Genomic DNA, 24,056 nt, shown 5'->3' with positions numbered 1-24,056 from the left:
TCAGCCACACAGCCTGCCGTGCGAAACCGCCGAATCGAGCGCGCCGGACGCGACATCCGTCCGCCGCTGCCCATGCCCGTGCCCCCTTCCCGCCGCATCGGCGAGGTCTGCCGATGACCGCGCTCGCCGGCACGCACGCGCGCCGCGCGCTCGACACGCGCGCCATCGGTGTGATGCTGCTGCTGTGCGCGATCTGGGGCTTCCAGCAGGTCGCGATCAAGAGCACGAACGCTGCGATCCCACCGATGTTCCAGGCCGGGCTGCGCTCGGTGATCGCCGCGCTCCTGCTGTGGGGCTGGGCCCGCTCGCGCGGCACGCCGCTGTTCCGCGCGGACGGCACGCTCGGCGCGGGCATCGCGGCCGGTGCGCTGTTCGCCGGCGAGTTCGTCTGCGTTTTCCTGGGGCTGACGCTGACGAGCGCGTCGCACATGGCGATCTTCCTTTACACGGCACCGTGCTTCACGGCGCTCGGCCTGCACCTGTTCGCGCCGGGCGAGCGGCTGCAGCGCGTCCAGTGGGCCGGCGTCGGCCTCGCGTTCGCCGGCATCGCGCTCGCGTTCGCGGACGGCTTCCTCAAGCCGCGCTCGCCCGGCGCCTCGGTGCTGGCGGGGCTGGCCGGTGACGCGCTCGGCATCCTCGGCGGCGCGATGTGGGCTGCCACGACGGTCGTCGTGCGCTCGACGTCGCTCGCGCGGACCAGCGCGAGCAAGACGCTGTTCTACCAGCTCACAGTGTCGGCCGTCGTGCTGATCGCGCTCGCCGCGCTGCTCGGCCAGACGTCGTTCGCTCAGGTCACGCCGATCGCGCTCGCAAGCCTCGCGTACCAGTCGGTGATCGTCGCGTTCGTCAGCTATCTGTCGTGGTTCTGGCTGCTGACGCGCTACAGCGCGTCGCGGCTGTCGGTGTTCACGTTCCTGTCGCCATTGTTCGGCGTCGCGTTCGGCGTGCTACTGCTCGGCGAGTCGGTCGGCTGGCGCTTCATGTCCGCGGCCGCGCTGGTGCTGACCGGGATCGCGCTCGTCAACGCGCCGCCGCGCGGGCGCGCGTAACGCCGCCCGGCCGCGGTCCGGCCTCGACGAGAGCGGCGCGGAAAAACAAAAAGGCTGCCCGTCAGGGCAGCCTCATGAATCTCGAGCCGGCGGGCACCACGCGCGTTGCCCGCATGATCCTGCTACTCCGCGGCCTTGCGCACCTTCGCAAGCGCCTGCGCGACGCCAACATATTCGGCCACGCTCACATCCTCCGCGCGTCGCGCGAGGTCGAAGCCGAGCCCGTCGAAATCGATCGTCTCGCGGTAGTCGCCGAGCGTGTTGCGCAGCATCTTCCGACGCTGCGAGAACGCAGCCGTGACCACTTCGCCGAGCAGCACGGGATCGACGTCCGGCAGTTCGTGCGGCTCGTACGGAATCATCCGGACGATCGCCGAATCGACCTTCGGCGGCGGCTGGAACGACTCCGGCGGCACGTCGAGCATCTTCTCCATCACGTAGCGGTACTGCAGCATCACCGACAGCCGCGAGAACGCCTTCGTGCCCGGCTCCGCGACCATCCGTTCGACGACCTCGTTCTGCAGCATGAAATGCTGGTCGATGACCACACCGGCAAACGTCATCAGGTGAAACAGCAGCGGGCTGGAAATGTTGTACGGCAGGTTGCCGACGATCCGCAGCGACGGCTTGTCGCCGGGTGCCGCGAGCGAGCCGAAGTCGAACGCGAGCGCATCGCCCGCGTGCAGCTCCAGCAGCGCACCGAAGCGCTGCTGCAGACGACCGATCAGGTCGCGGTCGAGCTCGACCGCATGCAGCGGCGACTCGGGCGTCGCGAGACGCGCGATCAGGGGCTCGGTCAGCGCACCGAGGCCGGGGCCGATCTCGACCATTCGCTGGCCGCGCGCGGGACCGATCGTCGCGACGATCGAGTCGATCACGCCGTGATCGACGAGGAAGTTCTGCCCGAAGCGCTTGCGCGCGAAGTGGCCTTGGTGCTGTCTGCTGTTCGACATCGACTGAGAAAAACGAAAAATACGACGAATGAAGTGAGGCCTGGGGCCGTGCGCGTCAGGCCGCGCGGCGATGGCGCGCCATCGTGACGGCCGTGTCGAGCGCGGCGACCATGCTGCCCGGATCCGCCCGGCCCGTGCCGGCCAGATCCAGCGCGGTGCCGTGATCGACCGACGTGCGGATGATCGGCAGCCCGAGCGTGACGTTGATGCCCTCGCCGAAGGTCGCATACTTCAGCACGGGCAAGCCCTGATCGTGGAACATCGCGAGCACGCAATCGGCATCCTCGAGATGGCGCGGCTGGAACAGCGTGTCGGCCGGATACGGGCCGCGCGCGTCGATGCCCCGCGCTTGCGCGCGCGCGAGCGCCGGCGAGATCACGTCGATCTCCTCGCGCCCGAGATAGCCGTTCTCGCCCGCGTGCGGGTTCAGCCCCGTCACAAGGATGCGCGGCGCCGCGAGGCCGAAGTCGCGCCGCAGGTCGCGATCGACGATCGCCAGCGTCTCGACGAGCCCGTCGATCGTCAGCGCGGCCGACACGTCCTTCAGCGGCAGGTGCGTGGTCGCGAGCGCGACGCGCAGCGGCCGCTCGCCCGTGCCCGCCAGCATCATCACGACGCGTGGCGTGTGCGTGCGTTCCGCAAGGTATTCGGTATGGCCGGTGAACGGCACGCCGGCATCGTTGATCGTGCTCTTCTGCAGCGGCGCGGTGACGATCGCGTCGAACCGGCCCGCCATCGCACCGTCGATCGCGGCATCGAGCAGCGCGAGCACGTAGCGGCCGTTGGCCGCATCGAGCTTGCCGGCCTGCGCGGGCACGGCGAGCGGATGATGCTCGACCGACACCGGACCGCCGCCGGCGAGCAGCGCACGGTCGGCATTGACCGCCGCCGCGCGCGCGTCGAGCAGCGCGGCATCGCCGAGCACGGTGAAATGCGCGCCCGGCCAGCGCCGCGCGGCATCCTGCAACGCCTGCACGGTCAGCTCCGGGCCGACACCCGCGGGTTCGCCGGTCGTGATCGCGATCTGCAGCGCGGATGCCGTCATGTGAAGCTCGCTCAGTTCGCCGGTCCGACGCCGCCGATCTTGTACTGCACGTACGACGAATCGCGCAGTTCGCGCAGCCAGTCGGCGTACGCCTGCTCGGCCTTGCGCTGGCCGATCGCCTGGCGCGCGATATCCATCTGCTGCTGCACCGAGCCTTCCGCCTCGCGGCGCTCCATCACCTGGATCAGGTGGTAGCCGTATTCGGTACGAATCGGCTGGCTGATCTGGCCGTCCTGCAGATTGTTCATCGCGCGCTCGAATTCCGGCACGGTCTCGCCCGGGCTGATCCAGCCGAGATCGCCGCCCTGCGACGCCGAACCGTCCTGCGAGTAAGTGCGTGCGAACTTCGCGAAATCGCCGCCCGCCTCGACCTGGCGGCGGATGTCCTGCAGCTGCTGGCGCGCCTGGCCTTCCGACTTGCCTTCGCCGACACGCAACAGGATGTGGCGCACGTGCGTCTGGACGATCTTCGGTGCCGCGGCGGTCGCGCCCTGGCTCTGGCGGCGGTCGACGAGGCGCACGATCTCGAAGCCGTCCGGCACGCGGATCAGCGTCGGGTTGACCTGGCCCGGGCGCAGCTTCGATGCGGCTTCGACGACGTCGGCCGGCAGCGCGCCCGGCGCCTTGAAGCCGAGGTCGCCGCCCTTCTTCGCGTCATTCGCTTCCGAATTGTTCTTCGCGAGCTTCTCGAAATCGGCGCCCGACGTGGCCTGCTGCAGCAGCGCCTCAGCCTTCTTCTGTGCGACTTCGATGTCGGCCTGCGGCGCGTTGGTCGGTGCCTTGATGAAGATGTGCTGGAAGCGCAGGTCCTGCTGCTGCGATGCGTTCGGCCCGCGCTGGCTCGCGATGTAGTTCGCGACCTCGGCGTCCGACACGGTGATCTTGCCGTCGACCTCGCGCTCGCGCAGCTTCGACAGCATCAGCTCGGTGCGGGCGTCGCTCGTGAACACGCTCCAGGGCACGCCTTGCGCCACGATCCGCGCGCGGTACTGCTCGAGCGTCATCCCGTTCGCCTGCGCGAGGCGCTGCAGCGTGGACTGCACGGTCGCGTCGTCGATGCGGATCCCGTCGTCCTTGGCCTTCTGCACCTGGATGCGTTCGAGCACCATCTGGTTCAGCACCTGCGCGCGCAGCTGGTCGGCCGGCGGCACGGGCGCGTTCTGCTGCTGCAGCCGGCGCGAGATCAGGCCGACGCGCTGGTCGAGTTCGCGGCCCGTGATCACGTCGTTGTTGACGACCGCGACGACTTCGTCGGCGAGCTGCGCACCTTGCGAACCGAGCGCCTGCGCCGCGGCCGGCGCGGCGGCGAGCAGCGCGGCGGACGCGGCGAGGCTGGACACGACTGCCGCGAAACGAAGGGTTTTCTTCATTGCCACTGATACTCCATTGAAATCGTGCTGACCGGTGCAGACAAGCCGGCGTTACTCGTAGTTGCTGAAGCGGGACATCGGCGGCGGCGTGGACGGCAGCGGCGTGTAGCCCGGCACCCCGGCGCGGAATGCGGCCACGAGACCGTTGTCGACGCTCGAGAGCCCCTTCAACGTCAGCTGCATCATGACTCGCGTCGACGAATTCTGCTGCCCCGATGTGTTCACGCCGTTTGCGTACCGCTGGACACCGACCCCGAGCGCCCAGCAATCCGCGTCGTATTGTAAGCCGAGCAGACCGTCGACGATCCGGTCGGCGGCCAGGTCGTAGTTGAAGCGGCCGATCGCATACAGGCGTCGCGTGAGCGGCCATTGCGCGGACACCAGGAACTGGTTGATCGGCTGGTTGTCGAGCGTCGTGTTCGCACGCGTATAGCGGTAGCCGACGTTGATCACGCGGCGCTCGCCCGGGCTGAAACCGAAACCGACGCTCGACTTCACGAGCTGGTTGTTGTTCTGGTTGTACTGGAACGCCGTCTCCGACATGAAGCCGGAGCCGAGTTTCAGCGCGGCGCCGACGATCAAGTCCGAGTGGCGCGCCAGCACGGCGCTCTGGCCGGAGTTCAGCGTGACGCGCTGGTCGGCGAAATAGTACTGCTGCGCGACCACGAAGCGCGCGCGTTCGTCACCGGTGCGCGGATCGATGAAGCGCGACGTCAGGCCGGCCGTGATCCGGTTCGCGTCCGCGATCCGGTCGTTGCCGACGAACGTGTTCGGCTGGTAGATCTCCGCGAGGCCGAAGTCCGATTCCGCCGTGTCGAACAGCGGCGCGTTCGACTGGTCGCGATACGGCGTGTACACGTAGTACAGGCGCGGCTCGAGGGTCTGGATGAAGTCCTGGCCGAACAGGCGCACCGAGCGGTCGAAGATCAGGCCCGTGTCGAAGGTCACGGTCGGGATCGACTCGGTGAAGCGCTTCGGGTTGTTCGGCGTGCTCGACGACAGGTAGTTCAGGTCGTACGACGCGAAGTGATACTGGACCTTCGGCACGACGAAGTAGCCTGGGCCGTACACGCCGTACGCGATGTACGGGTTGAAGACGATCCGGTCGCCTTCGGTCGCATCGGCGGTCGTGATGCGGAACCGCGAATAGTCGGCTTCCGCGCCGAAGTCGAAGCCGCCGACGTTGTACTTCGTGTACTTCACGTTCAACTGCGGTTCGCGGCTGTACGGCGCGATCGACGGCGGCAGCGTCTGCCAGTGCTGGTAGCGCGCGAGCACCGACCACGGGCCGTTGTTGTACGTGAGCCCGGCTTCCTGCTGGTACAGCGTCTGCGTCCCGTTGATGAACTGGTTCATCGACCCAAGGTCTTCGGGATACGTGTTGTCCGAGACCTTGTTGAAGTAGACGTAGCCGCCGAAACCGCCGCCGAAGTTCTGCTGGTGCTGCCAGTAGATCGCGTAGCGGTCGCGGTGAGCGAGCCGGTCATCCGGCAGGTAATTGGCCGTAAACGTGCCCGAATACGTCGGCGACAGATAACGGAACGTCGCTTCGGTCTGCACGCCGCGCCGCGAGATGATGCGCGGCGTGAGCGTCAGGTCGCGGTTCGGCGCGATGTTGAAGTAGTACGGCAGCGTCAGCTCGAACCCGTTGTTCGAGTTCATCGAGAACGTCGGCGGCAAGAGGCCGCTGCGCCGCTCGCCCGACAGCGGGAACGTCATCCACGGGCTCGCGAAGATCGGCACGCCCTGGAAGAACAGCACGCCGTTGCGCGCGGTGCCTTCGTCGGCACCCGTGTCGAAGTCGAAACGGCTGCCCTTGATGTACCACGCGGGGTTGGTCGAGCACTGGCACGCGGTGTAGGTGCCGTTGACGAACACCGAGCGCTCGCTGTCGAGCAGGTCGACGCGCTCCGCGCTGCCGGACCCGCCCGTCACGTTGAAGTGGTACTTCGGCGCCGTCATGAAGCCCTGGTTCGCCTCGACCTTCAGATGCGCCTCGGGGCCCGCGAACGACGTGCCGCCGTTGATCACCTTGACCTGGCCGTACGCATCGGCCATGTCGGTATCCTGATCGTAGTGGATCGCGTCGGCCTTCACGACCGCGTCGCCGCGGCGCAGCTCGGCCGAACCCTTCGCGGCGAGGTCCTGATCGGCCGTGCCGCTCGTATGGTCGGCAATCACGAAGGTGGCCGGCTTCGCGCCGTCCTTCAGCGGATGATCCTCGAGCTGCGGGGCGAGACGCAGGTCCCACGGCGAGTCGAGCGGCTGCGGCTGCGCGGCCGCGCCCGACAGCTGCGCGTACGACACGGCCGGCACGAGGCCGGGCACGGCCAGGAGCGCGAGCGCGAGCCGCCTTTTGCGCGGCGCCCCGTCACCGGGGAAGACATTCGGGAATAGCGGTTTGGGCGGCATCTATCGTTTGGCGAATCGCCCCTTGTCAACCGCACCTGCACGGCACATTCGCGCACGGCGGGCCGCGCCGTCGCACCGCGACTGCGGCTGAGCGCAAACCGGGGAGGCGAGCGGGCGGACGGCGCGACAGGCGGCGGGCCTGCACGGCGGAAGCTGACGCGGGGCGCGTCAAAAAAGTCGTGGGGTATTATATGGCAAGACGTTCCCCCCTCCGCCGAGTTTCATGACACCCCCATCCGCCGCATCCCAGCCCGACGCCCGTCTCGACGCACTGACCGCGTGGCTGCGCCCGCTCGCCGAGCGCTTCGCCCTCGACCTGTCGACCCTCGCACCCGCGTCGTCGGACGCCAGTTTCCGCCGCTATTTCCGCGTCGCGTCGGCCACGAGCCCCGGCGGCTCGCTGGTCGCGGTCGACGCGCCGCCGCCCGAGAAGTGTCGCGAATTCGTTCAGGTCGCGCAGTTGCTCGCCGCGGCCGGCGACCACGTGCCGGACGTGCTGGCCCACGATTTCGACGCGGGCTTCATGCTCGTGACCGACCTCGGCCGCACGTCGTACATCTCGGTGCTCGATCCGGCCGACCCGGTCGCGGCGCGCCCGCTGATGCGCGACGCGCTCGACGCACTGATCCGCTTCCAGCTGAGCTCGAAGCCCGACGTGCTGCCGCCGTTCGACGAGGCATTCCTGCGCCGCGAGATGGAGCTGCTGCCCGAATGGTTCGTCGGCCGGCACCTCGGCAAGCCCGTCACCGACGCGATGCGCGGCACGCTCGACCGCACCTTCGCGCTGCTGGTCGCGAGCGCCCATGCGCAGCCGCAGGGCTTCATGCTGCGCGATTTCATGCCGCGCAACCTGATGGTCTGCGAGCCGAACCCCGGCGTGCTCGATTTCCAGGACGCCGTGTACGGGCCGCTGACGTACGACGTCGTGTCGCTGCTGCGCGACGCGTTCATCAGCTGGGACGAGGAGTTCGAGCTCGACTGCTTCGCGTATTACTGGGAAAAGGCGAAGAAGGCCGGCCTGCCGGTCGATCCGGACTTCGGCGAGTTCTACCGCCAGCTCGAGTGGATGGGGCTGCAGCGCCACATCAAGATCCTCGGCCTGTTCGCACGGATCAACTACCGCGACGGCAAGCCGCATTACCTGAACGACCTGCCGCGCTTCCTCGCGTACGCGCGCAAGGTCGCGCTGCGCTACCGCCCGCTCGTGCCGTTCGCGAAGCTGCTCGACGAGCTCGAGGGCAAGGGCGCGGCCGACGTCGGCTATACGTTCTGACCGCCCTCACATTCAGCCGAACATGAGCACTACCCTGACCACGGCGATGATCTTCGCCGCCGGGCGCGGCGAACGGATGCGCCCGCTGACCGACACCCGCCCGAAGCCGCTGCTCGAAGTCGGCGGCAAGCCGCTGATCGTCTGGCAGATCGAGGCGCTCGCGCGCGCGGGCATCGAGACGATCGTGATCAACCACGCGTGGCTCGGCGAACAGCTCGAGGCAACGCTCGGCGACGGCTCGCGCTGGGGCGTGCGGCTCGCGTATTCCGCCGAAGGCGACGCGCTGGAAACCGCCGGCGGCATCGCGCAGGCGCTGCCGCTGCTCGAGCGCGACGGCCGGCCGACGGTGTTCGCGGCGGTCGCGGGTGACGTGTACTGCGCATTCGACTACCGGACGCTCGCCGCCCACGCCGCGCGGATGGCCGCGCTCGACGCGCCCGCGATGCATCTCGTGATGGTGCCGAACCCGCCGTTCCATCCGGACGGCGATTTCGTGCTCCGCGACGACGGCCGGCTGGCACTCGCCGGCGCGCCGCGTGTCACGTTCGGCAGCATCGGCGTGTACGACACGCGGATGTTCCGCGACATCGTGCCCGGCACGCACCGGCCGCTGACGCCGTACTTCAAGGCGACCATCGAGGCCGGCCGCGCGAGCGGCGAATTGTATGAAGGTATCTGGGAGAACGTCGGCACGCCCGCGCAGCTCGGCGAACTGGATGCGCGGCTGCGTGCCACCGCGGGCTGAGCTGATTCGCGGCTGACCGTCGGGCCACCCGGCGTGGCGGCCAAGGGCCCGAAAGGCCGATGACGGCCCGGTCGATCGCCGGCAGGCCGCGCCTGGATCAAACGCCGCGAACGCTGCGCCGCAGCGCCGGGCCGTGACGGCGCAACGCCGCCCGATGCCGAACGGCCGGCGAACGGACCGTTCCCGCACCGCCCGGCGCAGCATCCACGCTCACGCGGCCTCGGCCGCTTCCCCGCCCGCCGCCGCGCGCTGCTGCTGCAGCGCCCACATCTGCGCATACAGCCCGTCCGCGCGCACGAGTTCGTCGTGCGTGCCGCGCTCGACGATCCGACCGTGGTCCATCACGAGAATCTGCTGCGCATGCACGACCGTCGACAGCCGGTGCGCGATCACGAGCGTCGTGCGGTGCCGCGCGATCTGGTCGAGTTCGTGCTGGATCGCACGCTCCGAGCGCGAATCGAGCGCCGACGTCGCCTCGTCGAACAGCAGCACCGGCGGATTCTTCAGCAGCGTGCGCGCGATCGCGACGCGCTGCTTCTCGCCGCCCGACAGCTTGAGCCCGCGCTCGCCGACCGGCGTGTCATAGCCCTTCGGCAAGCTCTCGATGAAGTCGTGGATGTGCGCGGCGCGCGCGGCCGCGATCACTTCGTCTCGGGTCGCGGTCGGCCGGCCATAGGCGATGTTGTAGTAGATCGAGTCGTTGAACAGCACGGTGTCCTGCGGCACGATCCCGATCGATGCACGCAGCGAGTCCTGCGTGACGTCGCGAATGTCCTGGCCGTCGATCCGGATCGCACCGCCCGTCTGCCGGTCGAGATCGTAGAAGCGGAACAGCAGCCGCGACAGCGTCGACTTCCCGGAGCCGCTGTGGCCGACCACCGCGGTCGTCGTGCCCGCGTCGATCGTAAACGTCACGTCGTGCAGGATCTGCCGCGCCGGCTCGTATGCGAAGTTCACGTGCTCGAAACGCACCTGCGCGCCGGCCACCGCGAGCGGCCGCGCATCGGGCAGGTCGGCCACTTCCTTCGCGGCCGACAGCAGCCCGAACATGCGGTCCATGTCGGTGAGGCTCTGCTTCAGTTCGCGATAGACGACGCCGAGAAAGTTCAGCGGAATGTACAGCTGCAGCATGAACGTGTTGATCAGTACGAGATCGCCGAGCGTCAGCTTGCCCGCGAGCACGCCCTGCGTCGCGCGCCACAGGATGAACACGAGCCCCGTGCCGATGATCGCCTGCTGGCCGAAGTTCAGCACCGACAGCGAATTCTGCGAACGAATCGCGGCCTTCCGGTAGCGCTTCAGGTTCTCGTCGTAGCGCTGCGCTTCCCACTCCTCGTTGCCGAAATACTTCACCGTCTCGTAGTTGATCAGCGAATCGATCGCCCGCGAGTTGGCGCGCGAATCGAGTTCGTTCATCGTGCGGCGGAAATGCGTGCGCCAGTTGGTGACCTTCACCGTGAACACGATGTAGGTGACCAGCGCCGCGAACGTCACGTAGGCGTAATAGGCCTCGTACTTGACCACGAAGAAGCCGAGCACGAGCCCGACCTCGACGAGCGTCGGCAGGATGCTGTACAGCGAATACGAAATCAGCTGCTGGATGCCGCGCGTGCCGCGCTCGATGTCGCGCGACATGCCGCCCGTCTGGCGCTCGAGATGGAAGCGCAGCGACAGCCCGTGCAGATGCCGGAACACCTGCAGCGCGAGCTGGCGCACCGCGCTCTCGGTGACCTTCGAGAACAGGATCTCACGCAGCTCGGTGAACAGCGACGTCGACAGCCGCACGAGCGCATACGCGACGACCAGCAGCCCCACGCCGCCCGCGAGCACGATGCCGGCCGACTGTTCGGCGCGGCCGAGTGCGGTGATCTGCTGGACGTAGGACAGGTGGTCGACGATGCGCTTCATCACGACCGGCACGCCGAGGTTGGCGACCTTCGCGCCGATCAGGCAGCCGAGCGCGAGCGCGACGCGCCATTTGTAGGTGGTCAGGTACGGCAGCAACGACCGGATGGTCTGCCAGTCGTTGCGAGGCCCGGTCGAAGCCGGCGCGGGCTCGCCGGAAGCAGGAAATCGGCGCATGGGGGGAAGGATCGGCGGCGGCGCCGGGCGCGTGCATCGGCGGCCGGCTTGGTCACTTTCTCGTACAATTTGCGAACGTTGTATTGTCGCAGAAGCCGCTTCGCGCCGCTGCCGGCGCCCTCGCCGGCCGGCCTGCGCGCGGCGGCATGTTTATTACAGGATGAAAGCCCCCGCCATGACCGATTCGACCCTCGAACTCCCGCAAAAGCAACCCGCGCTGCGCGTCGTCCCGCAACCGCACGACGCGAACGTCCACGGCGACGTGTTCGGCGGCTGGATCATGTCGCAGGTCGACATCGCCGGCTCGATCCCCGCGAGCCAGCGCGCGAACGGTCGCGTCGCGACGGTCGCGGTCAACTCGTTTGTGTTCAAGCAGCCGGTGTTCGTCGGCGATCTGCTCAGCTTCTACGCGACCATCATGCGCACCGGCAACACGTCGATCACGGTCGACGTCGAGGTGTACGCGCAGCGCATGCGCCTGATGGGTGAAATCGTGAAGGTCACCGAAGCAACCCTCACCTACGTCGCGACCGGCACTGACCGCAAGCCGCGCCAACTGCCGCCGCTCTGACGGGCGAGTGCCGCGCGACGGCGCCCTCCACCGGCCCGCGGCCGCCTCAGTGCGTGGCCGTCAGCCCGAACTCCCGCATCGCGGGCAGGAAATCGTGGTTCAGCTTCGGCTTGCGCGACAGCTTCATCAGCACGTACCGCTGGAACGGCGCGAGCCGCTGCCACTGCGCGAGCGCGGGCGCCGGCAGCCCGGCCAGCGCGCTCTGCTGCACAAGTGCGTCCGGCACCGAATCGGTCGCGCGCCAGCTCGGCTGCTCGTCCGGCTGGAACCACGACGGTTCGAGGTCGGCGTGCGTGCGCAGCATTTCGAACAGCGCGTGATCGAAATTGGGCTCGATCGCCGTGTCGTCGTCGGCCGGAAAGCGCGCGAGCAGCTTGCGGTCCTCGAGCGGCAGCAGCTGCCACTGCTCCAGCGAAATCCGCAGACCGAAACGGTCGAGATTGAAACGCACGATCATCGGGATGTACGTCAGGTTTTCCGACGAATCGTGTTCGAAATTGAATAGCAGCGGAGCGTCGCTGAGTCCCATGGTCGTTACCTGAGTGGCGGATGCCGGCGCGGCCGGCCTGCCTGAGGTATTTTAGAACCTCTGCGCGCGAGCGGCGGACACGATCGTCGCCGCCCTGCCTCGAATCAACGGGAGTGCTCGTGAATCCGACTGAAACAGAAGAACCGCGCGGCGCAATCGAGCTGTCCGTGCGCCGCACGCGCGGCGGCGCCGTCGAAACCGCGCACGACTACGTCGGCCAGGAATGGCCGGTCGCGCTGGTCTTCAACGGCATCTCGCACGCGGTGATGATGTGCACGCCGCGCGACCTCGAGGCGTTCGCGGTCGGCTTCGCGATCTCGGAAGGGATCGTCGAACGTGGCAGCGACATCAAGGACATCGAGGTGATCCTCCACGCCGACGCGTCGCTGCCGCACGCGGAGGTGCATCTGGAGGTCGTCCAGCAGGCGTTCGCCGCGCTGAAGGACCGCCGCCGCGCGCTCGCGGGGCGCACCGGCTGCGGCGTGTGCGGGATCGAGAGCATCGACCTGCTCGACCTCGCGCCCGAACGGGTGCCCGATACCGGCTTTCTCGCGCGCCTCGCGCCCGACGCGCTCGCGCGCGCGGCCCACGCGCTGCCGGCGCACCAGGCGCTCACGAGACTCACCGGCGGCCTGCATGCGGCCGCGTGGTGCGACGCAACAGGCGCGATCCGGATGGCGTTCGAGGATGTCGGACGCCACAACGCGCTCGACAAGCTGATCGGCTCGCTCGTGCTGTCGCGCGCCGACGCGACCGACGGCTTCGTGTTCCTGTCGAGCCGCGCGAGCTACGAGCTCGTGCGCAAGTCGGCGCGGGTCGGAATCCCGATGGTCGCGACGATCTCCGCGCCGTCGTCGCTCGCGATCGAGATCGCGAAGGCGGCCGGCCTTCGGCTGCTCTGCTTCTGCCGCGAAACCGGCCACGTCGATTACGGCACGGCCTGATGCCGTCAGGCCGCGCCGTCAGTCGAACTGACGGAAATCCGGCTTACGCTTCTCGAAGAACGCCGTCATCGCCTCGCGTGCCTCCGGCGCGCGCAGCATCGCGGAGAAATGGCCGGCCTCCTCGCTCATCCGCGCGGCAACGGCCACGCCTCCCGTCTCCTTCAACAGCGCCTTCGTCACGCGCAGCGACGACGCCGGCAGCGCCGCGAGTTTCGCGGCCTGCTTCGCCGCGAATGCGTCGAGCTCGGCGGCCGGCAGCACGCGATTGACGATGCCGATGCGGTGCGCTTCCAGCGCATCGAAGGCTTCGCCGAGCAGCAGCTTTTCAGCGGCGACCTGATGGCCGGCCAGGCGTGGCAGCAGCACGCTCGATGCGGCTTCCGGGCACAGCCCGAGCTGCGCGAATGGCAGCGAGAACGCCGCGGTGTCGGCCGCGTAGACGAGATCGCAGTGCAGCAGCATCGTCACGCCGACGCCAACGGCGATGCCCGGCACCGCCGCGACGATCGGCTTGGTCGCGCTGCTGATCCGCGCGAGAAACTGGAATACCGACGCGTTTTCGTCCTTCGGCGGCGCCTTCAGGAAATCCTCGAGATCGTTCCCCGCGCTGAAGTTGCCGTCGCTGCCGCGCAGCAGGATCACGCGGACCGCCTTGTCTTCCTGCGCGTCGGCGAGCGCATCGGCCATCGTCTGGTACATCGCCGCCGTCAGCGCGTTCTTCTTCGCCGGGCGCGCGATCGTGATCGTCATCACGCCGTCGGCGCGTTCCACTTGAATTTCGGCCACAACCGTCTCCTTTGACTTTCCTCTATCGGAATGAAAAAACGGTGCGCGAGCTCGTGGCCCGCGCACCGTCGTCGCTCTTGTCCCGCCCCGCTTACAGGCGTTCGATGATGCCCGCGGCGCCCATGCCGGTGCCGACGCACATCGTGACCATCCCGTACTTCAGGTTACGGCGGCGCAGGCCGTGCACGACGGTCGCCGCGCGGATCGCGCCGGTCGCGCCGAGCGGGTGGCCGAGTGCGATCGCACCGCCCATCGGGTTGACCTTCGACGGGTCGAGGCCGAGATCGCGCATCACCGCCAGCGATTGCGCGGCGAACGCTTCGTTCAGCTCGATCCAGTCGAGATCGTCCTGCTTCAGGCCTGCGGCCTTCAGCGCGGCCGGAATCGCTTCCTTCGGGCCGATGCCCATGATTTCCGGCGGCACGCCACGCACCGCGAAGCTCACGAAGCGCGCGAGCGGCGTCAGGTTGAACTCCTTGAGCACCTTCTCCGACACGACCAGCAGCGCGCCCGCGCCATCCGACGTCTGCGAGCTGTTGCCGGCCGTGACCGAGCCCTTGTTCGCGAACACCGTGCGCAGCTTCGCGAGGCCTTCGATCGACGTATCCGCACGCGGACCTTCGTCGAGCTTGATCTCGCGCGTCTTCACGTCGACTTCGCCCGTCGCCAGGTTCGGGAAACGCTCGGTGATCGTGTATGCGGCGATTTCGTCGCCGAACTCGCCGGCCTGCTGGGCGGCGAGCGCCTTGCGGTGCGATTCGACCGAGAACGCGTCCTGGTCTTCGCGGCTCACCTTCCACTGCTCGGCGACGCGCTCGGCGGTCAGGCCCATCCCGTATGCGATGCCGAAATCCTCGCTGCGATCGAAGATGTGCGGCGACATCGACGGCTTGTTGCCCATCATCGGCACCATGCTCATCGATTCGCAACCGCCCGCGAGCAGCGCGTCCGATTCGCCGACGCGGATGCGGTCCGCCGCCATCGCCAGCGCCGTGATGCCCGACGCGCAGAAGCGGTTGACCGTCACGCCGCCGACCGTCTGCGGCAGCCCCGCGAGCAGCGCGCCCATGCGGGCGACGTTCAGGCCCTGCTCGGCTTCCGGAATCGCGCAGCCGATGATCGCGTCCTCGATCACCTTCGTGTCGAGGCCGGGCACCTGCGCGACCGCCGACTTGATCGCGTGAACCAGCAGCTCGTCGGGGCGCGTGTTCTTGAAGACACCGCGCGGAGCCTTGCCGATCGGGGTGCGGCTTGCGGCGACGATGTATGCGTCTTGCAGTTGTTTGCTCATTTCAGACTCCTTGCCTTGTCGCTCGCTCAGTTACGCACCGGCTTGCCGGTCTGCAACATGCCCATGATCCGTTCCTGCGTCTTCTGCGTGCCGAGCAGCTCGACGAACGCGCGGCGCTCGAGTGCGAGCAGCCACTGCTCGTCGACGAGGCTGCCGGCTTCGACGTCGCCGCCACACACGGCTTCGGCGATACGGCTCGCGATCAGGTAGTCGTGGTCGCTGATGAAGCGGCCGTCACGCATGTTGACGAGCGATGCCTTGATCGTCGCGATCGCCGAGCGGCCTGCGACCGGCACGTCCTTCGCGCGCAGCGGCGCACGGTAGCCGACGGCCGCCAGCGCGCGTGCTTCCTTCTTCGCGGTGTCGAGCAGCTCGAACACGTTGAAGACGATCGTGTCGGACGGCTTCAGGTAGCCCATCGCGCGTGCATCGTGCGCCGACGACGAAACCTTGGCCATCGCCGCGTTCTCGAACGACTTCGTGACGAACTTCAGGATGTCGGTGGTCGCGTTCGCGGCCGTTGCCGCATCCGCCGCGCGCAGCGCCGCTTCCTTCAGGCCGCCGCCGGCCGGCACGAGGCCGACGCCCACTTCGACGAGACCGATGTAGCTCTCGACGTGCACGACGCGCTTCGCGCTGTGCAGCATCAGTTCGCACCCGCCGCCGAGCGCGATGCCCGACACGGCCGCAACGACCGGCACGTTCGCGTACTTCACGCGCAGCATGCCTTCCTGGAACTTCTTCACGAACGGCTCGATGCCCTTCGCGCCGCCCATCATGAACGCGGGCATCGCCTCTTCGAGGTTCGCACCGGCCGAGAACGGGCCACCCGGCGTGCCGAGCTTCAGCGACGTCGGCTGCCAGATCACCACGCCCTTGTAGTCCTTCTCCGCGAGCTCGATCGCCTGCACGAGGCCGTCGATCACGCTCGGCCCGATCGTGTTCATCTTCGACTTGAACGACACGATCACGACGTCGTCCTCGCCCGCACGGTCGTCGACCCATGCACGCACCGCGTCGGTTTCGAACAGCGTCTTGCCGTACGTCTTCGGATCGGCGCCGGCTTCGCCGACGAGCGGCGCGCGGAACACCTGCTTGCCGTAGACGGCGAGGTCGGAACGCGGCACGAAGCGCTTCGAAGCAGGCGCCCACGAGCCTTCGGCCGTGTGCACGCCGCCCTTCTCGGCAACCGCGCCTTCCAGCACCCACGACGGCAGCGGCACGTTCGCGAGCGCCTTGCCGGCCGCGATGTCTTCCTGCACCCACTCGGCAACCTGCTTCCAGCCGGCGGCCTGCCAGCCTTCGAACGGGCCTTCGTTCCAGCCGAAGCCCCAGCGGATCGCGAGGTCGACGTCGCGCGCGTTGTCGGCGATCGACTCGAGATGCACGCCGATGTAGTGGAACACGTCGCGGAAGATCGACCACAGGAACTGCGCGTGCGGATGGTCCGTCTCGCGCAGCAACTTCAGGCGTTCCGCCGGCGGGCGCTTCAGGATGCGGCCGACGGTTTCGTCCGCCTTCGCACCCGAATCGACGTAAGTGCCCGTCTTCGCGTCGAGCACCTTGATCGCCTTGCCTTCCTTCTTGTAGAAGCCGCCGCCCGTCTTCTGGCCCAGCGCGCCCTGCTTCACCAGTTCGGCGAGCACGGCAGGCGTCTGGTAGACCGGGAAGAACGGATCGTCGGCGAGGTTGTCCTGCATCGTCTTGATCACGTGCGCCATCGTGTCGAGGCCGACCACGTCCGCCGTGCGGAACGTCGCCGACTTCGCGCGGCCGAGGCGGCTGCCCGTCAGGTCGTCGACTTCATCGAAGCGCAGGCCGAACTTCGCGGCCTCGGTGATCACCGCGAGGATCGAGAAGATGCCGACGCGGTTCGCGATGAAGTTCGGCGTGTCCTTCGCGCGCACGACGCCCTTGCCGACGATGCTCGTCAGGAAGGTTTCGAGCTGGTCGAGGATCTCCGGGCGCGTATGCGCGGTCGGGATCAGCTCGACGAGGTGCATGTAGCGCGGCGGGTTGAAGAAGTGCACGCCGCAAAAGCGCGACTTGAGCTCGTCCGAGAAACCTTCGGACAGCTTCGTGATCGACAGGCCCGACGTGTTGGTCGCGAAAATCGCATTCGGTGCGATGTGCGGCGCGACCTTCTTGTACAGGTCGTGCTTCCAGTCCATCCGCTCGGCGATCGCCTCGATCACGACGTCGCATTCGGCGAGCTTCGCGATGTCGTCTTCATAGTTCGCGGCTTCGAGATATTTCGCATCGTCCTTCACGCCGAACGGCGCGGGCGACAGCTTCTTCAGGTTCTCGATCGCCTTCAGCGCGATCGCGTTTTTCGGGCCTTCCTTGGCCGGCAGGTCGAACAGCAGCACCGGCACGCGCGCGTTGACGAGATGCGCGGCGATCTGCGCGCCCATCACGCCGGCGCCCAGCACGGCGACCTTGCGAATCAGGAAATTGCTCACGGGATGTCTCCGGATAGTGTCGTGCAGCGCGGGTTGTGAGGGCTGCACGGCGAATTGAGTACCAGGAACCGTTGCGTTCGGGCGGCGCGCGGCGCGCACCGCCCGGACTCGCGTCAGAACAGCGATTCGTCGACTTCCATCAGCGTCTTCGAACCGGCGCGCGCGGCGCGGATCGTCGCCGCCGTTTCGGGCAGCAGGCGCGCGAAGTAGAAGCGTGCGGTCGCGAGCTTCGACTTGTAGAACGGGTCGCCCGACGCTTCCTTGTCGAGGGCGAGGCGCGCCATGCGCGCCCAGAAGTACGAGAACACCAGGTGGCCCACGGTGCGCAGGTACGGCACGGCGGCAGCGCCGACTTCGTCCGGGTTCTGCATCGCCTTCATGCCGATTTCCATCGTCAGCTTCTGCACCTTGTCGCCGATGTCGGCGAGCGGGTTGATGAACTCGGCCATTTCCGGCTTCACGCCTTCGGCTTCCGCGAATTCCGTGACGAGCTTGCCGAATTTCTTCAGCTTCGCGCCCATGTCGCCGAGCACCTTGCGGCCCAGCAGGTCGAGCGACTGGATCGAGTTCGTGCCTTCGTAGATCATGTTGATCCGCGCGTCGCGCACGTACTGCTCCATGCCCCACTCGGAGATGAAGCCGTGGCCGCCGTAGATCTGCATCGCGTGGTTGGTCGACTCGAATGCGTTGTCGGTCAGGAACGCCTTGATGATCGGCGTGAGCAGCGCGACGAGATCGGCCGCTTCCTTGCGCACCGCTTCGTCAGCGTGCGACAGTTCCTTGTCGATCTGCAGCGCGGACCAGTACGTGAACGCGCGCGCGCCTTCGGCGTAGGCCTTCTGCGTGAGCAGCATGCGGCGCACGTCCGGGTGCACGATGATCGGGTCGGCCGGCTTGTCCGGTGCCTTCGGGCCCGTCAGCGAGCGCATCTGCAGGCGCTCCTTCGCGTACGTCAGCGAGTTCTGGTACGCGACTTCCGTGAGACCCAGACCCTGCATGCCGACGCCCAGACGCGCGGCGTTCATCATCACGAACATCGCGTTGAGGCCCTTGTTCGGCTCGCCGACCATCCAGCCCTTCGCGTTGTCGAGGTTCATCACGCACGTCGAGTTGCCGTGGATGCCCATCTTGTGTTCGATCGAGCCGCATTTGATGCCGTTGCGCTCGCCCGGCTCGCCCGCGGCGTCCGGAATGAACTTCGGCACGATGAACAGCGAGATCCCCTTGGTGCCCTGCGGCGCATCCGGCAGGCGTGCGAGCACGAGGTGGACGATGTTCTTCGACATGTCGTGCTCGCCGCTCGAGATGAAGATCTTCGTGCCGCTGATCGAGTACGAGCCGTCGCCGTTCGGTTCGGCCTTGGTGCGCAGGATGCCGAGGTCGGTGCCGCAGTGCGGCTCGGTCAGGCACATCGTGCCCGTCCATTCGCCCGACACGAGCTTCGGCAGATACTGCTTCTGGAGTTCCGGCGCGCCGTGCGCATGCAGGCATTCGTAGGCGCCGTGCGACAGGCCCGGATACATCGTCCATGCCTGGTTCGCCGAGTTCAGCATTTCGTAGAGCGCGTTGTTCACGAACGCGGGCAGGCCCTGGCCGCCGTAGTCCGGATCGCAGCCGAGCGCCGGCCAGCCGGCCTCGACGTACTGCTGGTACGCTTCCTTGAAGCCGGTCGGGGTCTTCACGACGCCGTCGCCTTCATACGTGCAGCCTTCACGGTCGCCGACCTGGTTCAGCGGGAACAGTACCTCGGAGCAGAACTTGCCCGCCTCCTCGAGGACCTGGTTGATCGTGTCGGCGTCGAGGTCCGCATGCCGCGGCATTTGCTTGACCTCGGCTTCGACGTTCAGAAGCTCGTGCAACACGAATTGCATGTCGCGCAGCGGCGCGGCGTACTGTCCCATGACTCTCTCCAAAGGTGGGCAAAACGGCTCGAGCTCCTGGCGGGCGGATCACGCGCCGCTAACGGCTCTCGCTCTGATACGAAACGATCGTCTTTTCCAGCGCGGCCCACGTGAGGCGCACGGCATCCGGCGAATGCAGGAATCGTGCGTCGTGATGCAGGCCGAGCGTGAAGCTGTACAACTCGAAGAGCATCAGGTCCGGATCCGTATCCGCACGCAGATGGCCTTCTTCCTTCGCCTGCGAAATGGCACGCAGCATCGCGGCACGCCAGGCCGTCACGCTCGCGATCAACTGCTCGCGCACGGGGCTGTCGGGCCGGTCGTCGTACTCGACGGCGCCGCTGATGTAGATGCATCCGGTCGTCACTTCCTGGATGCGCTTCTCCGTCCAGCGGGCCAGCATCGCCCGGAGGCGCGGCAACCCTCGCGGCTCACGCAGGCTCGGAAAGAACACCTCGTTTTCGAAACGATGGTGATACTCGCGGACGACCTCGACCTGCAGGTCCTCGCGCGATCCGAAGTGCGCGAACACACCACTCTTGCTCATCTGCATGCGCTCGGCCAGCAGGCCGATCGTCAGCCCCTCCAGCCCGTCACGGCTGGCGAGGTCCAAAGCAGCTTCGAGTATCGCGGCACGCGTCTGTTCGCCTTTTCGCATAGCTATTTCTGTAACCGTTCGGGGGTTCGAATAAAATCGAACGGCCGTACTATTATTGAGTGCGGCCGCTCGCGAAACAAGGAAATTATTAGAAACCGGTGTCTAACCGAGCCGCTATTTTGCGCGATTCCGGCGGGACCGGAGCGGCTTTTCCGCACGAACGTGCGGACAGATTTTTGAAGCGAACGCTTAGTCTTCGTCAGTCGTAACCACCGACCGTCAGCGCCTTCATCACGATGCGGTACGTGTTGTACGCGAGCCAGTTCAGCATACGCTCGATGCGCGGCCGTGCGGCATACCGGGCCGCATCGATTTCACGGCCTTCGGTGAAGGCGGCCGCGATCGCGTCGCGCAGTTCGTTGGTGATCTCATCGTAGCGCACCAGCACGACGTTCGCCTCATTGTTCAGCATCAGGCTCAGCGCGTCGAGGTTCGACGAGCCGACGGTCGCCCAGTTGTCGTCGATCACCGCCACTTTGCCGTGCAGGATCGTCTTGTCGTATTCCGCCACGCGCACGCCCGCGCGCAGCAGCGCGTGATACAGGAACGGCACGGCCGTATCGAGCGCCGTGAACTCGTTACGGCCAATCAGGATCCGCACGTCGACGCCGCGGCGTGCGGCGCCCGTCAGCGCGCGGCGCAGCTTGCGGCCCGGCATGAAATACGGATTCGCGAGCAGGATCCGCTGGCGCGCCTGGCCGATTGCGGCGAGATACGCCTTCTCGATCGCGCGGCGGTTCACGACATTGTCGCGCGCGACGAACGCGACGCTCGGCTCCGTCACGACCCGCAGCGCACCGGCCTTGATCCACCGGTGGCTGCGCATCCAGCGCCGGAACATGTCCGGGAACGCCTCGCCGCCGTGCAGCCCGGCCGCGTACTGCGCATAAGGCTTGTGGCCGAACTGGATGCGGTGCCACTGCAGCTCGAACGCGGCGCGCACGTCCGACACCGCCGGCCCGGCCATCTCGACCGCGAAATCCCAGCGCGGGAACGGCAGCGTCGCGCTGCCCTGCGTGTAGTCGTCGACGATGTTGATGCCGCCGCAGAACGCGACCGCATGATCGATCACCGCGAGCTTGCGGTGCGTGCGCGAGAAGCCGAAGCGGCCGAACAGGAATCGGTTGTAGATGCAGTGCTCGACACCGGCCTCGGCCCACGTATCGAACAGCGGCAGGCGCGCGGTGCCGACGCCGTCGGTGATCACGCGCACGCGCACGCCGCGCTGCGCCGCGCGAATCAGCGCATCCGACACCGGGCGGCCGGCCGCGTCGTCGCAGAAGATGTAGGTTTCGAGCATCACCTGCTCGCGCGCCGCATCGATCCGTTCGATCAGCGCGTGGAAGAATTCGTTGCCGGTCTCGCAAAGGCGCACCGTGTTGCCGGCCGTGAACGCGAGCCGCGACGCGGAGCCGCGCTCCTGCAGGAACATCTGCCGCAATTGCGCGAAGCGCTTGCGGGTTTCCGCATTCATGCGGAAGAGCCGTGCGGCGATTGCGCGAGCGACACGCGCACGGGCAGTTGCAGGATCGCTTCGGCATTCGATGGCGAAAAGCAGCGCGCGGCCGCTTCGCGGAACGGCAGCCATGCGTAGTCGACATGCTCGCGCGGCGACAGCGTCACGTCGACGCGGCGCGGCACGCACAGGCCGAACCAGTGCTCGATATTGCGCGTGACACCCGGCGCATAGCGATGCAGGTATTGCGGATAGATGCTGTATTCGATCCGGTGGTGCCAGTCGATCAGCGCGGTGGCCGGCACGTCGGGCGACCCGACCGCGATGCCGGTTTCCTCGGCGACTTCGCGCGCGGCCGTGAGCGCGAGCGGCTCGTCGAGCGCGTCCTTCGATCCGGTCACCGATTGCCAGAAATCGGGCTGGTCGGCACGCTTGATCACCAGTACGTCGAGTTCGGGCGTGTAGATCACGACGAGAACGGATTCGGGGATTTTCGGCGGCTTCGTCATCTTTGTTTCATGCGGCACAGGGCCGTGCGCCGGGCCTGGGCCCGAACGTGCGGCAAGTGCTGCGACTGTACCGCAAAAAGCGAAAAAGGCGCACAACGGCGCCTTTTTCGTTGGGCGTCGTGCGCGCGTCACCGCGCACACGACCTGTGACAAGCGTTACGCCTTCGGCTGTTCCGGCTGACGCAGACGGATGTGCAGCTCGCGCAGCTGACGCTCGTCGACCGGGCTCGGCGCCTGCGTGAGCAGATCCTGCGCACGCTGCGTCTTCGGGAACGCGATCACGTCGCGGATCGAGTCGGCGCCGGCCATCATCGTGACGATGCGGTCGAGACCGAACGCGATACCGCCGTGCGGCGGCGCGCCGTACTGCAGCGCGTCCAGCAGGAAGCCGAACTTCGCCTGCGCTTCTTCCGCACCGATCTTCAGCGCGCGGAACACCTTGCTCTGCACTTCCTCGCGGTGGATACGCACCGAGCCGCCGCCGATTTCCCAGCCGTTCAGCACCATGTCGTACGCCTTCGCGAGGCAACGGCCGGGATCCGTCTCGAGGTACTCGAGGTGCTCGTCCTTCGGGCTCGTGAACGGGTGGTGCGCGGCGACGTAGCGCGCGTCTTCGTCGTCGTATTCGAACATCGGGAAGTCGACGACCCACAGCGGCTTCCAGCCGGCCTGGACGAGGCCGTTCGCCTTGCCGAATTCCGAATGGCCGATCTTCAGGCGCAGTGCGCCGAGGCTGTCGTTGACGACCTTCGCACGGTCGGCCGCGAAGAAGATGATGTCGCCGTCTTCAGCGCCGGTGCGCTCGAGGATCGCCGCGATCGATGCGTCGTGCAGGTTCTTGACGATCGGGCTTTGCAGGCCGTCGCGGCCCTTCGCCTTCTCGTTGACCTTGATCCAGGCGAGGCCCTTCGCGCCGTAGATGCGCACGAATTCCGTGTAACCGTCGATGTCGCCGCGCGACAGCTCGCCGCCCTTCGGCACGCGCAGCGCCGCGACACGGCCGTCCTTCGCGTTGGCCGGCGTGCTGAACACCTTGAAGTCGACGTCCTTCATCGCGTCGGTCAGCTCGGTGAATTCGAGCTGCACACGCAGGTCCGGCTTGTCCGAACCGAAACGCGCCATCGCTTCCGAGTACGGCATCACCGGGAATTTCGCGTCGAGTTCGACGTCGATCGTCGTCTTGAAGATGTGACGGATCATGTCTTCGAACAGGTCGCGGATTTCCTGCTCGCCGAGGAACGACGTCTCGCAGTCGATCTGCGTGAATTCCGGCTGACGGTCGGCACGGAGGTCCTCGTCGCGGAAGCACTTGGTGATCTGGTAGTAACGGTCGAAGTTCGCGACCATCAGCAGCTGCTTGAACAGCTGCGGCGACTGCGGCAGCGCGAAGAACTGGCCCGCGTTCACGCGCGACGGCACGAGGTAGTCGCGCGCGCCTTCCGGCGTGCTCTTCGTCAGCATCGGCGTTTCGATGTCGATGAAGCCCTGCTCGTCGAGGTACTTGCGCGCTTCGATCGCGACGCGGTAGCGCAGGCGCAGGTTGTGCTGCATCTGCGGACGGCGCAGGTCGAGCACGCGGTGCGTGAGACGCGTCGTTTCCGACAGGTTGTCGTCGTCGAGCTGGAACGGCGGCGTGACCGACGCGTTCAGCACGATCAGCTCGTGGCACAGCACTTCGATCTTGCCGCTCTTCAGGCCGGCGTTGACCGTGCCTTCCGGACGGTTGCGCACGAGACCCTTGATCTGCACGCAGAACTCGTTGCGCACGCCTTCGGCGGTCGCGAACATCTCCGCGCGATCCGGATCGCACACCACCTGCACGAGGCCTTCACGATCGCGCAGGTCGATGAAGATCACACCGCCGTGATCGCGGCGGCGCTGCACCCAGCCGCACAGCGACACGGTTTGGCCCAGCAGGTGTTCGGTCACGAGACCGCAGTATTCAGTACGCATCGACATGATGTTTGCTTTCGTTCGGTTTGATCAACGGGTGCCGCAACGCGCGGCCCGGGCGATGATT

General features: G+C 67.1%; 19 protein-coding genes. 5 read left to right on the top strand and 14 right to left on the bottom strand.

Features of this window, described 5'->3' with window-relative positions; all coding sequences use genetic code 11:
- The first annotated feature begins 113 nt into the window (after positions 1-113).
- On the top strand, positions 114-1,049 hold the full coding sequence (locus DIE11_RS02540) for a DMT family transporter (RefSeq protein ID WP_124621313.1): 936 nt from the start codon (positions 114-116) through the stop codon (positions 1,047-1,049).
- 122 nt (positions 1,050-1,171) lie between these two features.
- Here the strand turns inward: DIE11_RS02540 and rsmA are convergent, their stop codons facing one another.
- Genes rsmA through DIE11_RS02520 form a run of 4 tightly spaced genes read right to left on the bottom strand, consistent with a single transcriptional unit; the run spans position 1,172 to position 6,829 of the window.
- Positions 1,172-2,002, bottom strand: coding sequence for a 16S rRNA (adenine(1518)-N(6)/adenine(1519)-N(6))-dimethyltransferase RsmA (gene rsmA, locus DIE11_RS02535; protein WP_059607632.1), 831 nt, complete (start codon positions 2,000-2,002; stop codon positions 1,172-1,174).
- A gap of 55 nt (positions 2,003-2,057) precedes the next feature.
- Entirely contained in the window at positions 2,058-3,047 is a 990-nt protein-coding gene (pdxA, locus tag DIE11_RS02530) for a 4-hydroxythreonine-4-phosphate dehydrogenase PdxA (protein ID WP_059607634.1), read from the bottom strand.
- An 11-nt stretch (positions 3,048-3,058) separates the two neighbouring features.
- The gene (locus tag DIE11_RS02525) at positions 3,059-4,417 is read right to left on the bottom strand and encodes a peptidylprolyl isomerase (protein ID WP_124621311.1); all 1,359 of its coding nucleotides are present in this window, start codon (positions 4,415-4,417) and stop codon (positions 3,059-3,061) included.
- Positions 4,418-4,468: 51 nt separating this feature from the next.
- Complete coding sequence (locus DIE11_RS02520; RefSeq protein WP_124621309.1) at positions 4,469-6,829, bottom strand: LPS-assembly protein LptD; 2,361 nt, start codon at positions 6,827-6,829, stop codon at positions 4,469-4,471.
- A gap of 223 nt (positions 6,830-7,052) precedes the next feature.
- Between DIE11_RS02520 and DIE11_RS02515 the strand changes: the two genes are divergently transcribed.
- Positions 7,053-8,102, top strand: a complete 1,050-nt coding sequence (locus DIE11_RS02515; protein ID WP_124621307.1) for an aminoglycoside phosphotransferase family protein — start codon at positions 7,053-7,055, stop codon at positions 8,100-8,102.
- 22 nt (positions 8,103-8,124) lie between these two features.
- Positions 8,125-8,847: an N-acetylmuramate alpha-1-phosphate uridylyltransferase MurU gene (gene murU / locus DIE11_RS02510; RefSeq protein WP_124621305.1), complete on the top strand. Its 723-nt coding sequence runs from the start codon at positions 8,125-8,127 to the stop codon at positions 8,845-8,847.
- Positions 8,848-9,057: 210 nt separating this feature from the next.
- On the opposite strand, the gene DIE11_RS02505 is transcribed toward murU, so the two are convergent.
- Positions 9,058-10,929, bottom strand: coding sequence for an ABC transporter ATP-binding protein/permease (locus tag DIE11_RS02505; RefSeq protein WP_124621303.1), 1,872 nt, complete (start codon positions 10,927-10,929; stop codon positions 9,058-9,060).
- Positions 10,930-11,104: 175 nt separating this feature from the next.
- Here DIE11_RS02505 and DIE11_RS02495 point away from each other — a divergent pair, with 175 nt between their 5' ends.
- Positions 11,105-11,500 carry an acyl-CoA thioesterase gene (locus DIE11_RS02495; protein WP_059607646.1) on the top strand — a complete coding sequence of 132 codons (396 nt, stop codon included), beginning with the start codon at positions 11,105-11,107 and terminating at the stop codon, positions 11,498-11,500.
- Between the two features lie 46 nt (positions 11,501-11,546).
- On the opposite strand, the gene DIE11_RS02490 is transcribed toward DIE11_RS02495, so the two are convergent.
- Positions 11,547-12,029 carry a nitrate reductase associated protein gene (locus tag DIE11_RS02490; protein ID WP_059528173.1) on the bottom strand — a complete coding sequence of 161 codons (483 nt, stop codon included), beginning with the start codon at positions 12,027-12,029 and terminating at the stop codon, positions 11,547-11,549.
- 113 nt (positions 12,030-12,142) lie between these two features.
- On the opposite strand from DIE11_RS02490, the gene fdhD reads away from it, so the two are divergent.
- Positions 12,143-12,973, top strand: coding sequence for a formate dehydrogenase accessory sulfurtransferase FdhD (gene fdhD, locus DIE11_RS02485; RefSeq protein ID WP_108064683.1), 831 nt, complete (start codon positions 12,143-12,145; stop codon positions 12,971-12,973).
- Between the two features lie 18 nt (positions 12,974-12,991).
- On the opposite strand, the gene DIE11_RS02480 is transcribed toward fdhD, so the two are convergent.
- The 8 genes from DIE11_RS02480 to aspS all read right to left on the bottom strand — a co-directional run bounded on the left by DIE11_RS02480 (position 12,992) and on the right by aspS (position 23,995).
- A complete protein-coding gene (locus tag DIE11_RS02480) occupies positions 12,992-13,759 on the bottom strand; it encodes an enoyl-CoA hydratase (RefSeq protein ID WP_059607648.1) in 768 nt (255 codons plus the stop codon).
- 91 nt (positions 13,760-13,850) lie between these two features.
- Positions 13,851-15,050, bottom strand: coding sequence for an acetyl-CoA C-acyltransferase (locus DIE11_RS02475; protein WP_059607650.1), 1,200 nt, complete (start codon positions 15,048-15,050; stop codon positions 13,851-13,853).
- Positions 15,051-15,076: 26 nt separating this feature from the next.
- Positions 15,077-17,512 carry a 3-hydroxyacyl-CoA dehydrogenase/enoyl-CoA hydratase family protein gene (locus DIE11_RS02470; RefSeq protein WP_124621301.1) on the bottom strand — a complete coding sequence of 812 codons (2,436 nt, stop codon included), beginning with the start codon at positions 17,510-17,512 and terminating at the stop codon, positions 15,077-15,079.
- 113 nt (positions 17,513-17,625) lie between these two features.
- Positions 17,626-19,413, bottom strand: coding sequence for an acyl-CoA dehydrogenase C-terminal domain-containing protein (locus tag DIE11_RS02465; protein WP_059607654.1), 1,788 nt, complete (start codon positions 19,411-19,413; stop codon positions 17,626-17,628).
- 58 nt (positions 19,414-19,471) lie between these two features.
- A complete protein-coding gene (locus DIE11_RS02460; RefSeq protein WP_006751498.1) occupies positions 19,472-20,071 on the bottom strand; it encodes a TetR/AcrR family transcriptional regulator in 600 nt (199 codons plus the stop codon).
- Positions 20,072-20,270: 199 nt separating this feature from the next.
- Complete coding sequence (gene clsB / locus DIE11_RS02455) at positions 20,271-21,545, bottom strand: cardiolipin synthase ClsB (protein ID WP_059607656.1); 1,275 nt, start codon at positions 21,543-21,545, stop codon at positions 20,271-20,273.
- Entirely contained in the window at positions 21,542-22,036 is a 495-nt protein-coding gene (gene nudB, locus DIE11_RS02450) for a dihydroneopterin triphosphate diphosphatase (RefSeq protein WP_124621299.1), read from the bottom strand. Before nudB ends, clsB begins: the two co-directional genes overlap by 4 nt.
- 156 nt (positions 22,037-22,192) lie before the next feature.
- Complete coding sequence (gene aspS / locus DIE11_RS02445) at positions 22,193-23,995, bottom strand: aspartate--tRNA ligase (RefSeq protein WP_059607657.1); 1,803 nt, start codon at positions 23,993-23,995, stop codon at positions 22,193-22,195.
- Between the last annotated feature and the right edge of the window lie 61 nt (positions 23,996-24,056).

Source organism: Burkholderia sp. Bp9012 (genome assembly GCF_003853825.1).
GTDB lineage: Bacteria > Pseudomonadota > Gammaproteobacteria > Burkholderiales > Burkholderiaceae > Burkholderia > Burkholderia diffusa.
The sequence above is the reverse complement of the archived record's forward strand: the minus strand, read 5'-3'. Positions and strand labels throughout refer to the sequence as shown.